Source organism: Pseudoalteromonas lipolytica, assembly GCF_900116435.1.
GTDB classification, from domain to species: domain Bacteria; phylum Pseudomonadota; class Gammaproteobacteria; order Enterobacterales; family Alteromonadaceae; genus Pseudoalteromonas; species Pseudoalteromonas lipolytica.
In genome coordinates this window covers 44,093-59,171 of record NZ_FPAZ01000002.1, presented here as the reverse complement: position 1 = coordinate 59,171, position 15,079 = coordinate 44,093, and the positions used below count along the sequence as shown (strand labels likewise).

General features: G+C 41.6%; 20 protein-coding genes. 8 read left to right on the top strand and 12 right to left on the bottom strand.

Translation table 11 applies throughout. The annotated features are described in order from the left end of the window. Positions 1-3 precede the first annotated feature (3 nt). Positions 4-666, top strand: a complete 663-nt coding sequence (locus BM378_RS01830) for a class I SAM-dependent methyltransferase (RefSeq protein WP_074988430.1) — start codon at positions 4-6, stop codon at positions 664-666. Between the two features lie 417 nt (positions 667-1,083). Here the strand turns inward: BM378_RS01830 and ggt are convergent, their stop codons facing one another. From ggt to BM378_RS01805, 5 genes are all read right to left on the bottom strand, one after another. After that, a complete protein-coding gene (ggt, locus tag BM378_RS01825) occupies positions 1,084-2,781 on the bottom strand; it encodes a gamma-glutamyltransferase (RefSeq protein WP_065979213.1) in 1,698 nt (565 codons plus the stop codon). Positions 2,782-2,896: 115 nt separating this feature from the next. Further along, complete coding sequence (locus BM378_RS01820) at positions 2,897-3,709, bottom strand: substrate-binding periplasmic protein (RefSeq protein ID WP_074988428.1); 813 nt, start codon at positions 3,707-3,709, stop codon at positions 2,897-2,899. 29 nt (positions 3,710-3,738) lie between these two features. Continuing rightward, positions 3,739-4,107 (bottom strand): response regulator, encoded by a 369-nt coding sequence (locus BM378_RS01815; RefSeq protein ID WP_036972586.1) that lies wholly within the window; start codon positions 4,105-4,107, stop codon positions 3,739-3,741. Between the two features lie 74 nt (positions 4,108-4,181). Further along, entirely contained in the window at positions 4,182-4,721 is a 540-nt protein-coding gene (locus BM378_RS01810) for a DUF6942 family protein (protein ID WP_036972587.1), read from the bottom strand. Continuing rightward, the gene (locus tag BM378_RS01805; RefSeq protein WP_036972589.1) at positions 4,718-5,170 is read right to left on the bottom strand and encodes a YaiI/YqxD family protein; all 453 of its coding nucleotides are present in this window, start codon (positions 5,168-5,170) and stop codon (positions 4,718-4,720) included. Before BM378_RS01805 ends, BM378_RS01810 begins: the two co-directional genes overlap by 4 nt. 104 nt (positions 5,171-5,274) lie before the next feature. On the opposite strand from BM378_RS01805, the gene BM378_RS01800 reads away from it, so the two are divergent. Further along, positions 5,275-5,808 carry a lipocalin family protein gene (locus BM378_RS01800; protein WP_227006870.1) on the top strand — a complete coding sequence of 178 codons (534 nt, stop codon included), beginning with the start codon at positions 5,275-5,277 and terminating at the stop codon, positions 5,806-5,808. 172 nt (positions 5,809-5,980) lie between these two features. Here BM378_RS01800 and BM378_RS01795 read toward each other — a convergent pair whose 3' ends face one another. From BM378_RS01795 to BM378_RS01785, 3 genes are read right to left on the bottom strand one after another with little or no spacing between them, the layout of a single operon-like run. Beyond that, positions 5,981-6,316 carry a DUF3325 domain-containing protein gene (locus BM378_RS01795; RefSeq protein WP_036972590.1) on the bottom strand — a complete coding sequence of 112 codons (336 nt, stop codon included), beginning with the start codon at positions 6,314-6,316 and terminating at the stop codon, positions 5,981-5,983. After that, on the bottom strand, positions 6,313-7,914 hold the full coding sequence (locus tag BM378_RS01790; RefSeq protein WP_074988427.1) for a PepSY-associated TM helix domain-containing protein: 1,602 nt from the start codon (positions 7,912-7,914) through the stop codon (positions 6,313-6,315). The genes BM378_RS01795 and BM378_RS01790 overlap by 4 nt, the downstream gene beginning before the upstream one ends. Continuing rightward, complete coding sequence (locus BM378_RS01785) at positions 7,911-8,252, bottom strand: hypothetical protein (RefSeq protein WP_036972593.1); 342 nt, start codon at positions 8,250-8,252, stop codon at positions 7,911-7,913. The genes BM378_RS01790 and BM378_RS01785 overlap by 4 nt, the downstream gene beginning before the upstream one ends. 206 nt (positions 8,253-8,458) lie before the next feature. Here BM378_RS01785 and BM378_RS01780 point away from each other — a divergent pair, with 206 nt between their 5' ends. From BM378_RS01780 to BM378_RS01765, 4 genes are read left to right on the top strand one after another with little or no spacing between them, the layout of a single operon-like run. After that, on the top strand, positions 8,459-9,151 hold the full coding sequence (locus BM378_RS01780; RefSeq protein ID WP_065979210.1) for an aspartate/glutamate racemase family protein: 693 nt from the start codon (positions 8,459-8,461) through the stop codon (positions 9,149-9,151). A 9-nt stretch (positions 9,152-9,160) separates the two neighbouring features. After that, positions 9,161-9,523 carry a VOC family protein gene (locus BM378_RS01775; RefSeq protein WP_036972597.1) on the top strand — a complete coding sequence of 121 codons (363 nt, stop codon included), beginning with the start codon at positions 9,161-9,163 and terminating at the stop codon, positions 9,521-9,523. A 19-nt stretch (positions 9,524-9,542) separates the two neighbouring features. Beyond that, positions 9,543-10,124, top strand: a complete 582-nt coding sequence (locus BM378_RS01770; RefSeq protein ID WP_074988426.1) for a uracil-DNA glycosylase family protein — start codon at positions 9,543-9,545, stop codon at positions 10,122-10,124. A gap of 4 nt (positions 10,125-10,128) precedes the next feature. Beyond that, complete coding sequence (locus BM378_RS01765) at positions 10,129-10,863, top strand: phytanoyl-CoA dioxygenase family protein (protein ID WP_074988424.1); 735 nt, start codon at positions 10,129-10,131, stop codon at positions 10,861-10,863. Between the two features lie 45 nt (positions 10,864-10,908). On the opposite strand, the gene BM378_RS01760 is transcribed toward BM378_RS01765, so the two are convergent. Continuing rightward, positions 10,909-11,469: a short-chain dehydrogenase gene (locus tag BM378_RS01760; protein WP_074988422.1), complete on the bottom strand. Its 561-nt coding sequence runs from the start codon at positions 11,467-11,469 to the stop codon at positions 10,909-10,911. 111 nt (positions 11,470-11,580) lie between these two features. Here BM378_RS01760 and arfB point away from each other — a divergent pair, with 111 nt between their 5' ends. Together arfB and BM378_RS01750 are read left to right on the top strand one after the other, a co-directional pair. Then, on the top strand, positions 11,581-11,994 hold the full coding sequence (arfB, locus tag BM378_RS01755) for an alternative ribosome rescue aminoacyl-tRNA hydrolase ArfB (RefSeq protein ID WP_065979207.1): 414 nt from the start codon (positions 11,581-11,583) through the stop codon (positions 11,992-11,994). Positions 11,995-12,127: 133 nt separating this feature from the next. Continuing rightward, the gene (locus tag BM378_RS01750) at positions 12,128-12,451 is read left to right on the top strand and encodes a hypothetical protein (RefSeq protein WP_036972603.1); all 324 of its coding nucleotides are present in this window, start codon (positions 12,128-12,130) and stop codon (positions 12,449-12,451) included. A 30-nt stretch (positions 12,452-12,481) separates the two neighbouring features. Here BM378_RS01750 and BM378_RS01745 read toward each other — a convergent pair whose 3' ends face one another. The 3 genes from BM378_RS01745 to BM378_RS01735 are packed head-to-tail and all read right to left on the bottom strand — an operon-like array spanning position 12,482 to position 15,072. After that, positions 12,482-13,516, bottom strand: a complete 1,035-nt coding sequence (locus BM378_RS01745) for a DUF2955 domain-containing protein (RefSeq protein ID WP_065979206.1) — start codon at positions 13,514-13,516, stop codon at positions 12,482-12,484. Positions 13,517-13,529: 13 nt separating this feature from the next. Beyond that, positions 13,530-14,591 (bottom strand): HlyD family secretion protein, encoded by a 1,062-nt coding sequence (locus BM378_RS01740; protein WP_074988420.1) that lies wholly within the window; start codon positions 14,589-14,591, stop codon positions 13,530-13,532. Positions 14,592-14,595: 4 nt separating this feature from the next. Further along, a complete protein-coding gene (locus BM378_RS01735; RefSeq protein ID WP_074988419.1) occupies positions 14,596-15,072 on the bottom strand; it encodes a MarR family winged helix-turn-helix transcriptional regulator in 477 nt (158 codons plus the stop codon). Between the last annotated feature and the right edge of the window lie 7 nt (positions 15,073-15,079).

Below are 15,079 nucleotides of genomic sequence, written 5' to 3'. Positions count from 1 at the left end.
AGCATGCCAACTTTTAATCATGAAGAAGCCAGTCATTACGATGAGCGCATAACGCGTTTAGTGCCAGGGTACGCGTTATTACACCAAGCAACCGCAGCGCAACTAGTCAGCACGCTCGACAATGACGCGTGTATTTTAGTGATTGGTGCAGGCACCGGAAAAGAGATCATAGAACTTGCTAAGCTCAATGCAGGCTGGCGTTTTATTGCGCAGGATATTTCTCAAGATATGTTGGATATCGCTGAGCAGCACTTTAGCCAACATAACATCAGTGATCGTGTAACGGTTCATTATGGCGATATTAACGATATTGATGCAAGCGCCGATGCAGCATTATGTTTATTAGTCATGCATTTTGTCGAGGACAATGGCGATAAAAAAGCGCTTTTAAAAGCGATTAAAAGCAAGCTTAAAAAGCAGGGCAACTTATTCATTGCCGATTTAATGCGCCCTGAAACGCAATTTGAGCGCGAATCACAACTACAGCTTTGTACTCAGCTAGGTTTAACCGATGCCGGCAAAGAGCGCACCCGACACAATCTAGAACACGAGTTTTACCCATTAGACCGTATTCGTTTTTCAGAATTAATGAATGAAAGCGGATTTAGCACCCCTAAACAGTATTTTAAAGTGCTGGGTTTCACTGGGTATGTGGTGGGGAGTTAGACTCTTTAAGTTTTAAGCTTTGAACTTCCATTGTCAGCGCGATTATACCATTCTGCTTAATTAAGTGGTCTATTTTGAGGCAATAAAACCGCGTTGATAACAAGGCAAAAATTTAGTTATTTAGTTGTTCTAAATCAGAAATTTTTAACGTAGGTAGCGACTGGTTTAATCACTCAAAATGATTAAGTATTTTTGCGGAATGGTATTATATATCGCGCAACATACGCACGCTCGCACACGAAGTACGGTTCACCTCTAAAGTCAGTCTTACTGGGGTAGGTAGATAGATAGGTATATAGGTAGGTATGTCGATAACTGATAAGCCACGCAAAGCGAGTCTCACAGCGAGAGCTAGACGCGGCTTTAAGCCGCGTCATCAATCAATTGCAACGCAATGATTTATTACCTTATATTGCCTTAATACCCTGCGGCGTGGCCGTCTTTGCGGGTTTCAGATGCGCCATAGTACACCCCTGTTTTAAGGTCTTTTAAGATAGCTTGATAACCGCCATATGGTCCAACAGCGTCTTGCAAAGTGTGGCCTTTTTTCATCAGCTCACGGCGAGTTTCCATCGAAAAACCTGATTCTAAACTCACAACGCCCCCGTCTTCCATAATTTCGCCTGTAGGCTGTGATGAGCCACTGTGCAGAATACGTGGAGCGTCACCGGCTTCTTGTAAATTCATGCCAAAATCAATCATGTTAATTAAGATTTGCGCATGCATTTGCGGTTGTGTCGCACCGCCCATTACTCCGTAACTCATGTATGGCTTGCCATCTTTGGTCACAAAGGCTGGAATTATCGTATGGAACGGACGTTTACCCGGCTCATATTGGTTCATATGGCCTTTTTTAAGTGCAAACATTTCTCCTCGGTTTTGCAATACAAAGCCCAGTTTAGCGGGGGTCATACCTGAGCCCATACCACGATAATTACTTTGAATTAATGACACCATGTTGCCGTCTTTATCGGCCGTCGTCAGGTAAATAGTATCGCCTTCTACTGGGCCCGCATGATCACGTTTTGCCGCTTTATTTGGGTCAATCAGCTTGCGTCTTTCATCGGCATATTGCTGAGAAATCAAGGTCTGCACGGGAATAGTATTAAACGCAGGATCGGCGTAATATTTAGCGCGGTCTGCAAAGGCCAGTTTTTTTGCCTCGACAAACGTGTGAACATACTCAGGGCTATCAAAACCCATACCTTTAATATCGTATCCTTCTAATATATTTAGAATTTGCTGAGCGGCGATGCCTTGGCCGTTGGGCGGTAATTCCCATAACGTATAACCGCGGTAATCTGCACTGACAGGTTTAACCCATTCACTGTGGTGTGAAGCTAAGTCGTCATACGATAAATAACCGCCATTTTCTTTCATATAACGGCTAATTTCTTTTGCTATATCCCCTTTGTAAAAAGCATCACGTCCTTCCTTCGCTATTTTACGATAGGTATTTGCAAGGGCAGGATTTTTAAAAATATCGCCTTTTTCTGGCATCGCCCCATTTGGCATGTATACGTCTTTAAACCCAGGGTATTTTCCACGCGCATCAACACTTTTTTGCATGTAATAGGCAATCAATTCAGAAACGGGAAAGCCTTTTTCAGCATAATCAATTGCTGGCTGAAGTAAGGTTTTCATCGGTGTTTTACCGAACTTATTATGTAATTCAAACCAGCCATCCACAGCGCCTGGCACAGAAACAGGTAACGGGCCATAGGCGGGGATCATATCGCCTTGTGCCTTTAAGGTGTCAAATGTCAGGCTTTTCGGTGAGCGGCCAGATGCATTCAAGCCATATAACTGTTTGCTTTTATTGTCCCAAACAATGGCAAACAAGTCGCCACCTATACCACACCCTGTCGGCTCTACAAGCCCGAGTACGGCGTTGGCTGCAATTGCTGCATCAATGGCATTGCCCCCGTCTTTTAACACTTGTAAGCCAACCTGTGTGGCTAATGGCTGCGACGTTGCAACCATACCTGATTGCGCAATAACTTCTGAGCGACTGGCAAAGTTATGCCCTGTGATACGGTCGTAAGCCTGTGTCGTGCCAGCAGCGCCTAAGCATACCGCTAACACAAGCCCTTTTAGTAGTGGCGTTGGATTCATGGTTATTTCTCATTTTATTGTTTTATTCACTATAAAAAGCAAAGTCACTGTAAACAATGGTTTTGCTACCGAGGGCAAAAAAAACGCGATTGAATTCGTAAACAGCACCCGATTATTAATAAACAGCCGTACCGTAAAAACACCTATCAACCGTAGGAGAGGTTTGCACATGAGGGTACTTATTAGCAGGGACAAACTTTTCAACAATGGGGGCTATTTGCCCATTTTCTTTCATGGTATCGAGTGCGCGCTGAAGTGCGCTGACCACACTAGCTGGAGCAGATTTGTTTAAAGCCAAATAGTTTCCCCCTAAAGCAGGGTGGTTAAGTTCAAGCACAGGTATCACTTGATCAGGGTTTAAAGCCACTTTTTGTAATTGTGTTGCAAGCGTCATGGAAGAGCCAATTAATAAATCATGCTTACCACGTTTAAACATATTTAACTCTTCAAATTTACCTGAGTAGGTTAAAAAATGATGCCCTTCAACTAACTGTAAGTCTGTAAGTACGGCTTGATAAACATCGCCGCGTGATACGCCGATTGTGTAATTAGTTAATAAGCGTGAACTTGTCAGCTCAATGTCTGTGCGCTCACTTAACCTATATAAACAAGATTGCCCCGACACCAGTGGACCAACCCATTGAAACTGAGCTTCTCTTTGTGCTGTTCGAGACGTTGAAAAAATACCAGAATACGGCTGCTCAAGCGTTTTTGACATCGCTCGTCTCCAAGGCAACACCTGTATCACACATTTTAATTTTGCGTGCTTACAAAGCGTCTCAACTATTTCAGTATTAATACCCGTCGGTTGATTATGTTCCTCAAAATTATAAGGAGGAAATGATTCGGTATACAAGGTTAATGGCTGTGATTCAGCCAGTGCTGCCCATGTGAAAAATAAACAGAGTGTGGCTGGCCAGTTCTTCATCGTAATTAACTCCAGGCTTATTCGGTTTATTACGCAGGTTTAACGATTCTACTTAGCTGTTTTTGCAGCGTGTTGAGACAAAATGGCTTAATGATAAAACCACTGACTTTAGCGGCAATCATGTCAGTGACTGTTTGCTTGCTATCCTCACACGTCACCATAAGAACGGGTAAATCGTCAAACTCGGGGGTTTCGCGAATGTGATTAAGTAAACACTTTCCATCCATTTTAGGCATATGTAAATCAGTGATAACTAAATCAAAATGCTGCTTTTTTAACAACTCTAACGCTTGCGAACCATCCGTTGCTTCTGTTATGTCGTTGTAATCAAGGCTACGTAGCATGTTTATCAAAACATGACGCATTAAGGGCATATCATCAACGACAAGGATTTTCATATAAAGTGTAGTCCGTTTTACATTACCTTAAAGCTTAGTTTGCAAGCCAAATAACGCAATGATAAGGCAGACTTTTACGCGAAAATATCTGCAACCAACTGACTAAGCCGCGCAATTTTAATATTACTTAATTGCCTATAATCAAAATAGGGGCACACAATCACCTTATCTTGCTTATTAAAGGCAAACTCTTCATCAAGCCAAGTGAGCTGGCTAGATAATAAACCTAATTGAACAAGGCTTTTTGCATACGTGCGCCCAGCGATAATGTGTAATTTATCCGTGTTGTCAAATACAGGAGGGCTAAACAGCAACGCTGTGTGACTGTGTGCTTGGAGTAAGCGCGTATCACGATAGGTTTGCCAATTGGCAGAACATTTAGCAAACTGAAAATATTCGCTCGGCAGCGCAAACAGCACTTTTGCATACACATTAAAGACTTTTCGCCAACCATTTCCACAAGCCTGATTAATGTCATCTATTTGACCAATTTGCATAGCATGTAAATGATCAATATTGTGCCAAGGCACCATCGGCGGACGTTTTTCTATGTACACAGCAACGTTAAATGCACTGTCACCAAAGCCCTGTAAAGAGTGTTGTTGCTGAATCATGATGATTTTTGAGCAAGAATTCGATCTAAGTTATTAGCAAAATTCTGACGGTCAGCTTGGCTCAACGGTGGCGGCCCACCCGACATTTCGATACCACTTGAGCGCATTGTGTCCATAAAATCACGCACATTAAGGCGAGAACGTATATTTTCTGTTGTATACAGCTCACCGCGGGGATTTAACGCCTGTGCATTTTTTTCAATCACTTCGGCTGCCAACGGGATATCACCCGTGATAACCAAATCACCGGCTTCGACTCGCTTAACAATTTCGTTATCGGCGATATCAAAACCAGACGATACTTGCTGACGAAAAATGTACTTAGACGGCGGAACACGCATAGCATGATTAGCCACTAATGTAGTGACTGTTTGCGTTCGTTCTGCAGCACGAAATAAAATTTCTTTAATAACAACGGGGCAGGCATCTGCATCAACCCAAATCTTCATGGTTTTCTCTATTTAACTATTCTAAGCTTAGGTAGTTTAACGTAATTAAACTTATTTACCGCTATTAACGTATTAAATTCTTTAATTTTAAAAGGAGTGAGCATGTGCAAAACAGCATAAAATTTATATTTCTACTTTTCTTTACGACCCTGTTATCGGCTTGTACAGGAGTGCCTGACAACATACAACCCGTTAATGATTTTGAACTAAATAAGTACACCGGAACATGGTACGAAATAGCGCGCCTTGATCATTCATTTGAACGCGGTTTAGAAGGGATAACCGCACAGTACTCAGTCAACTCTGATGGCACTGTTAAAGTTATTAATAGAGGCTATAACACCTCTGATAAAAAGTGGGAACAAGCAGAAGGCAAGGCTAAATTTGCCGGTAAAAATGACATTGGTCATTTAGAAGTCTCATTTTTTGGCCCATTCTACAGCTCCTATGTCATTTTTGAGCTCGATAAGCAAAACTACCAATACGCGTATATTACTGGCTATAACAAAGAGTATTTATGGTTTTTATCAAGAACCCCGACAGTCACCAAAGAGCAGCTAGACGACTTTAAAAATACCGCCAGACAATATGGCTTTAAAACAGACGAGCTTATTTTTGTTGAGCATGAAGGGATGTAAAGGGGCTTTACACGCGTCTTTAAACTATCACGAATGTGCAACACAATTGTCATGGAAAAGAGGCACACTGTGCGACATTAAATTGAACATGACATGTGATCCCCAATTTAATCCCCTGCTCGGGTAGGCATTGCCTACCCTTTTTTTTGAGATCAGTTTTTTACTAACTTAACTAGAAAATCATCACTGAAAGCCCACTTAAAACCAAAACAGACACATTTATTGCGCTGATGTGTTTTACCCACGAGACCGTAAAACTATATAAAATCATAAGCATAAGAACACTTAGCGCCATATAACCACAAAATAATAATGCGCCGTATCCGCCTTCACTCATCACACTCAGTCCTAAACTTAGTAAAATAGTGATCCAGCCAATCGTTAAAAATCTATATCGCTGTTTTTCAGTAAGTTTCTTTTTAAATACATCGCGAAAATGATTAAACTTTGCAAGTGCAAAACAATTAAACGCTAAAAAGCAGAGACTAAATTGCAGTAATTCCATCATCCTTGTTGCTCCTTTAACTGCCTGTTTTTAAATAAATTGCCTTTTTCTTTTACGTTGTCATGGCTAGGTATTTTTCTGCTTTGAACAATAAACATCAAACCAGCGCAGATAAACGCACTATCAATGCCAAACAGCGCCCATTGCTGAGTTAGTAAATAGCTGATCCAATTTCCCTCTGTTGTAAATGCATTAATTAAAGGGATTGAAAAACATGCCACCGCATTTAACCACGCAGCTAAGCGCCAATGTGACTGAGTACGTCCAAACAAAGCCAAAACAGCAATGAATAACCACGCTAAGAAAAAGGCTAGAACCTCTTTATCGGCACGTGCGGCTAACTCTATAGGTAGTAATCGGTTCGCGATAAAAAATGCACACGTTGCAAAGGGCAAGCCCATTAATGTAGCTAAATTTAACGTTTCAACAAGCTTCAAGCCACGGTGTGCTGATTGTTCAGGCTTCATGCGCTCTCTTAAACGCTTCGCCCACATCATGCAACCAGTCGCAATCATGGCACAGCCAGCAACCCCACATAAAAAGTACAGCCATCGTAGTAATGGCTCAGCTAATCGCCCACTGTGAAGCGCGGTCATTGAGTCGTAAAATTGTGCCGATGCACTCCAGTCTTCACCTGATTGCGCGTCTATTTGCCCTGTTACACCATTAAATAAATAACGAGGACCATTATCGACCACCTCTTTAGCTGTCGCCAGATAGACAACGATTTGTGATGACGCCGTATTGGCATTACGAACGAATACATGGCTTATATCGGCATTAGGGTACTTAGTATAAATCTGATCTAAAACCTGATTTATTGCCACCATGGGGCGGTGTTCATCGGTTGGCGCCGCGCGCTTATTGACCGGTAAGGCTTCATTAAACATCTGACTTAATCCCTCTTCATACACGGTTTCTGCGGGGTAAGGGAACAACATAAAAATCAGTGTGATGATACCTGTGTAAGTAATCATAATATGAAAAGGAAGCGCCAAAACAGACGACACGTTATGCGCATCTAACCAGCTTCTACTGCCTTTATTACGACGAAAAGAAAACATATCTTTAAAAATACGCTTATGAATTACGACCCCCGTGACAAGCGCAACCAACATAAACATTGAAGCTAAACAAACAAGAATACGCGCAGTAAACACATCTATATAATGCAAATCAAAATGCAGACGATAAAAAAAACCGCCGCCTTTAGTATCACGTGGCTCAGGAACTGGTTCCAGTGTATTTGGGTCTATATGAGTGTAATTAAACGGAGCACGACGTTGACCTGGTTGCTTAGGTTCTGCATAGCCATAACTTAAAACGGGGTTTCGCGAGTCGGGCATGTTTATACGCCACGAAAGAGAGTTAGGTGCTTTTTGCTGTAAATCTGCAAACACATCGTTAATTTGCTTTGCTTGTGAAGCAACACGGTGATCTTGATGACGTATTTGATGGATTTCAGGCTTAGCCCAAAAACTAATTTCGTCTTTAAAGAAGCTCAACGTGCCTGCGAAAAAAATTAAAAATAAAAGCCAGCAAACTAATAAACCTACCCACGTGTGTAACCACGTCATTGAACGGAAGAAATTCTCTTTCATAGCCATCCCTTAATCAAAGCCAGTACGAATAATTGCAGACTTGTCGTTAGTAAAATGGTGATCCAAACGACCTTCAGTGACTTAACTGCAAACACCCATATGAACACGCAGCAATAAAAAAAGACCGATAAGGTTGTGGTCAACAACACACTGTCGAGTTTATTTAGCGGCAATAAGACCGCCAGTAATGAGATAAATACACTGGTAAAAACATAACCCCCTAAGATGGCAGCAACAAAACGAAAAAACACAGCAACACGATATGACAGGCTCTGTGAACGTTTTTTAGCGCCTCTTGGTTCTTTAGCTTGCCCAGCTTGTAAGGACTGAGAGTGCATGATAATCCCTTAAAAAAAAGTTAAACGAGAAGAAAACGCATTATTATATAGTGACAAAACCAAAAAGATAGTGATTATCATTTGCGTAACCGTATTTTATAAAGGAACGATTTAAAACCCGATTTCATAGTTAGTAAAATAATGATCTGCTAGCTTTGTTTTACACAATAGCCTAAGGTGTTATGCACACAGCAGAAGGAGTTATAATGCAAACAATCGGATTAATTGGCGGTATGAGTTGGGAGTCGACACAGAGCTACTATCAACTTTTAAATCAGGGAGTTAAAGATAAGCTTGGTGGTTTACATTCAGCAAAAATTGCCTTAGTTAGCCTTGACTTTGCCGAAATAGCAACGCTTCAACAACAGCAAAACTGGCCTAAAATGGCAGAAATATTAATAAATGCGGCTCAGCAAGTTGAGGCTGCGGGTGCTGATTGTTTGCTTATCTGTACTAACACCATGCATAAGCTTGCAGAGCAAGTTCAAGCAGCTATCTCGATTCCTCTTTTACACATTGCCGATGCCGTTGGAGAGCAGCTTACAGCGAGTAAACACAAAAAAGTCGCATTACTAGGTACGTCATTTACCATGGAGCAAGATTTTTATACACAGCGCCTCAGTGACAAATTTGGAATTGAAGTGCTAATTCCTGAGCCAGACGAACGCGCGGTGATCCATGAAATTATTTATACAGAGCTCTGCATAGGTATCATAAACCCAGACTCTAAAGCCGCTTATTTGAGAATTATCAATCAACTATACCAACAAGGTGCAGAAGCAATCATTTTAGGTTGTACCGAAATAGCCTTGCTAATTCAACACACTGATACCGCCATTCCGTTATTTGATAGCACCGCATTGCATTGTTCAATGGCGCTTAAGCACAGCATAAACTAGGAGACTATTATGTCGAATCACCACAGTCTAAATTATGTAGAATTCGCCGCTAAAGATTTAACCGCTACCAAAACTTTTTTCCAGCAGGTATTTAAATGGAAATTTACTGACTATGGCCCCGAATATACAGCCTTCAGCTGTGAATCAGCAGGGCTTGATGGCGGCTTTTATCAAGCACCCTTAACCAGTTTAACGAGCAATGGCGGGGCTTTATTGGTACTTTACTCTAACAATATTAAAGAAACCCAAGCTCAAGTTGAGAACCACGGCGGGGTTATTATTAAACCATTATTTGATTTCCCAGGAGGTTGCCGCTTCCACTTTACAGAACCCAGTGGCAACGAGCTTGCCGTGTGGTCAAAACAAGCATAGATCAGATTTTTACTAAGTAATGAAACATCAAACACTCTTAGAACAAGTTAGTAGATGCGTGATCTGCGAACCTGAGTTACCGTTAGGAGCCCGTCCCGTTATTCAATTTAATGCCAATGCGCGCATTTTAATAGCGGGGCAAGCACCCGGGGTTAAAGTTCACGAAACAGGTGTGCCCTTTAATGATGCCAGCGGAAAACGATTACGAAATTGGCTAGGTGTCAGTGATGACGAGTTTTACGATGCCCAAAACTTCGCTATTTTACCAATGGGCTTTTGCTATCCGGGTAAAGGTAAGTCTGGCGACCGACCACCGCGCAAGGAATGCGCTATTGCTTGGCGAGAAAAGCTCCTCGCCCAATTAAACAACGTTGAGCTGACTATCATTTTAGGTAAGTATGCACAGGCGTATCATTTACCTCATACCAAACAGTTGCCGTTAACAGAGTTAGTAAAATCGTGGCGTGATTATTGGCCTAAGTATTTACCTTTGCCACACCCAAGCCCACGCAATAATATTTGGTTAAAGAAAAATCCATGGTTTGAAGAACAAGTGCTTCCTGAACTGAGTAGCCAAATACGTTCATTACTTAATAGATAACACAATGGAAAATACTTTTTTTAAGCAACACGGTTACATGCATGTAAAGGGGCTTTACAATGATTCTGCTTTATCTGCTATTCGCCCCATTTTAGATAAATTTCATAATAATTGGCTTCGCGAAAATTCTCTTTTTTATAAAACTAAAGCTATTAATAGTTCCGGGCTCACAGCGTCTCCATGGTTAACAGAAGATGAAAAACTGAGCTTATTCCATTTTATAAACTCAACGCAATTGCTCAATCAGGTTACCTCAATCATCGCGAGACCACGGTTTTTAAATAGCCAATTATTTTTTAATCCTTACAACCCAGAACAACATAATTATTGGCACCGAGATTCGCAGTATCATTTAGATATCAATGCACAGCAATCAGCTCTAACAGGTCCTGAAGTACTGCATTGCCGTATTGCATTTGAAGATGAACATGGGATTGAGTTAATACCAGCGAGTCATAAAAATTGGGATTCTGAAGAAGAATTAGCGGTAAGGCTAGAGCTGCAAGGGGCTCACAATTATGATTCTTTAAGCCGTGGTAAAACTATCTCACTACAAAAAGGTGATCTATTGATTTTTTCGGCCAATATGATTCACCGAGGATTGTATGGGCTCAATAGGTTTTCACTCGATATTCTGTTTTTTGAACGCCATGAGAGCGTGGAGCAATTTATATACACGGACTTTTTACCAACAGATGCTCAGCTTAAGAAATTGGAAAATCCTGCGGTTTTTATTTAATAAAAAAGCGGCTTAATAAGCCGCTTTCTCGCATTGCATTTAACACTATTGCAGCAGCGCAAATAACTGCTTTAATTGCGGCATATATTCTTTAACCAAGTTAACGTTGTTTTCGCTAACATCAACGGGGGCATTACTCGCTTCTTTCACGCCCTCTAAGGCGCCAGTCATTGAACGTGTTCCAGAACTTGCAGAAGACGCAGTTAAACTTTGTAAGCCACTCATTGCTTGATTAACTCGCGCTTGGTTTTCTGGTGACAGTGTTGCCTTCACATTTTCAAGATAGGCCATAGAAACTTCAGAACCCACAGTAACAAGCTGCTCTGGCGTAAAGCCATACTGCTGTGTTAAGGCGGCAAATTCAGTGTAAAGCTCATGTTCTTTAATGTGACCCAGTGCGCTCATTACCACAGAAGTATCTACCCCGTCTGTGCTACCCAGCATGTTACCAAGATCTACACTTTCAAGCTCAGGTTGACTTTTTGACCAGTTCACAACTGCGGGGAGTGCTTTAATATAACTTTGTAGTTGGTTTTCGGTAATATCTTGTGCGAAGCTAGAAAAACTCATCGCGAGTAAACTCATTGAAATAATTAGTGCTTTCATCATGATTTCCTTTCTTTTCCAGTTTATAACAACCGACTTGCTTAGCGAGTTATTATGATCAGCTAATTACAAGTGTTACAATACAGTTTTTAGCACAACTAACTGAACCTAATGTTAATTATTTCTAATACTGTAACAATTGATGAATGGGAGCTCGACTTTAGTGCAATCCGCTCTCAGGGGGCAGGCGGACAAAATGTAAATAAAGTGGCCAGTGCAATTCATCTACGCTTTGATATAAAGCGTTCAAAGCTGCCTGACTTTTACAAACAAAGATTACTCAATTTAAATGACTCTCGGTTGACCAAAGAGGGAGTTATTGTCATTAAATCGCAAAGTCATCGTACACAAGAACTGAATAAAGAAGAAGCACTCAATCGTTTGAAAGAGTTAATTATCAGTGCAACACAGGTTCAAAAAAAGCGTCGTGCAACCAAGCCATCAAGAAATTCACAACGCAAGCGCATGGATAGCAAAACGAAGAGGGGTCAAACTAAAGCATTAAGAAAAAATATAAGCCTATAACCTTATCACCACCCAATAGTGTCAATAATAAGCATAACTGTAAAGAAGTGTAACTTGTTAACAAAGTTAATTGATGGTTAATCCTACCAAGACTATAATAATCATACTATCTCACTTTTGAAAGGAGCCGCAAATGGGCCAAAAAATATGCTTAATCGGCGTTGCTATGATAACGCTGTCAGTTTTGCCTATGACCAGCTTTGCCGTTGATTCTTGGCAAGCCGGAAGCGCTTATCCGCAAGGAAGTGAAACCTGTTATAACGAGATACTCTATAAAGCCAGATGGTGGGCAACCCCAGGAGAAGAACCCGGTAGTTCACAATGGGGGGCATGGGTTGCCGATGTTGCATCAAAAACCTGTGTAGAGAGTATGAGTATGGCTAAGCAAGATGAGTTATTAAAGTCGCTGCCAACCATCTTCGAAACAAATAATAATAAAAAAGGGAGTTCTGATTAACTCCCTTTTTTGTCATCAGGCCCGCATGCACTAGTCAAATGTATGGTGGCGTGTCATTTCAAATCGATTGAGTGTGTGATGCATAATATAGACAGCACACAAGCTTAATAGTATTGCAACCGACACCGATGAAAAGCGATATAAAGCGCTATACACCAGATCTTGACCCGGCCCTAATGATTGACCAAACAAGATGCCAAAGGTCGTAATAATACCAAAACCAACCCCTGGAATGCCGCCAGATAAAATATGATAGCGACTAAATATAAAGGTCAAAATCCATAAAATCAGTGCAGGAAAAATTAATATATCAGTGTGATTGTATAAAAATAACTGCGCCACAAGTGCTAAATTGCAGCCAATTAATGTACCAATAGCACGCTGCCATGCAGCCATTCCCGCCGCTTTCCAGCATAAAGAAAACAAAATCAATACCGACGCCGCCTGTGCAGAAATAGAGTCTTGTAAATCAAATACCTGAAAAACAATAAAAGAAAGAGTCGCAACGGTTGAACATAACAAGACTTCGTGCCGAACACTTTCTTTGGCTTTTTCAGGCATTACGCGAGCTTGGCGGGGTGAAACATCAGGAAAAATTCCATGCATCAGTACCGAAAAAACAACGGTTACAATAACAGCGACTGCATTGCTGATGATCAACGGATAAATACTGATTCCTGCCCCTGTGTAGGTTGAAAAGTGCAATTGAATCGAGAGGCTGACTACCGTTGTTGCACCAAATAAAAAGTTAGCGCCACGACTCATTTGGTAAAACAAAAAAGCAAATGCCAAAAAACTTACCATCGTCATGACCACAGGCAAATGTGCAAGCAAACCTTGAACGACAAGTACAAACAATGCACTGAATACTGCACCCGCATAAAACTGACGAATAATATGCATATTAAGTACAGGTACTAGGCCAAGCAACAACATAGGATACACAGTAAAAAAGATCCCATTTGGCCAATTCATCAACTTTGCAAGCGCAAACCCTAATGCTGAGCCCGTAGCAATACGCAATGCTTGACGCAAACCATTCCCATCGAGTTGCAGTGTTGACATAACTTACTTAACCTTAATATATGAAGTGCAAAACACTGATCAAACGGATTTGCATGCCCGCAAACCAGCTACCGATGCTTGACTCAGGCAATAGTTGCACCGTTGCTCGTGCGCCACTTGGAAACTTAGCCAGCATGTCGTGTTGCTCTAATTGCAGATGAATACGCTGACGCTGTGCATCACGGACCCAGCGATTGCTACTTTCAGTGGCACTTAATAAGCCATTAGCATTAAGTTGACCATCACTCACACCGGCCTCAAAGCTGATAATTTTTGCATTGAAAACCTTGCCGGGTAGGGCATCAAAACTGACTTTTGCACGGCTGCCAACCTGCACATGAACGAGTGATTTTTCGCGAAAATCAGCGACAAGATCCGCTTTATTAGCCACAACCGCCATTAATGGCTGGCCTTTATTCGCATAAGTACCTGGCGTAACTTGCAAGTTCGCCACTTTACCATCGGTCTCTGCTGTAACACTTGTATAAGACAAATTAAGCTTTGCTTGCTCTAGTTGGTTCAAGGCGTGACGAAGCGCTAGGTTGTCATCGCCCATTTTACCACGCGCTAATTTAGCTTCGCTCAGCTGCGCTTCAATCGCTGCCACATTCGCTTTACTCGACTGATAATTCGCATTAATCGTTTCGTATTCCTGCTCTGATATAGAGCGCTTTTTAAGAAGTGATTCGCCGCGTTCAAACAACAAGGTTTGCTCATGAAACTTGGCCTCTGCCGCTGCTAATTGTGCTTCAATCGCTTTAACACTGCTATCTAAGCGTTGGTTTTGCAACTTTGCATCATCGTAAGCAAGTTCGGCTTGCTGTACGGCAAGCTTAAAAGGCTCATCATTAATATGAAATAATGGTTGTTGCTTCACAACCGACTGGTTATTGGTTACGAACACATCCGTTACACGCCCACTGACTTGTGGCGTTACCTGTACAACAGGGTGATACACGCGTGCCTGCGGAGTTACAGGCATGAATAAATCAGCAACCACAAAATAAAGAAATAAAACAATAAAACCCGCTAAGGAGATTTTTACATAACGGGCAAATTTTTGATCCGGTGTCATAAACTTACTTATCTCCTGAATATTGCTTGATGCACTGGCGCGCGTTTATTTCCATTTGCACAAGACCATGCGCCATGGTATCGAGCTGCTCAGTGGTTAAATTTGCATACAAGTGTTGTTTCACATCAGCAATAATAACGCGCAAGGTGTCTAATAATTGTAGACCTTGTTCGGTGAAATGAAGGCGTTTACTGCGTTTATCCTCGGTATCTGACTTGCGTACAATAATCTCTTGCTGCTCAAGCTGCTTAATAGTGCGTGTTAGTGACGGCATTTCAATGCCTAAACTACTCGCCAATTGCTGCTGTGTGCAGCCTTGATTCAAGTGAAATAAATGAATCATTACCGTCCAGCGCGATTGCGTTAAACCTAAAGGCTCAACCGCAAATGTAACGGCATCGCGGCATAAACGATGTACACGCCCCATGCTTCCGCACAAGGTTAGATCAAGGGTTTCATGAAAGGGGATAGAAGAGGACATAATGCAC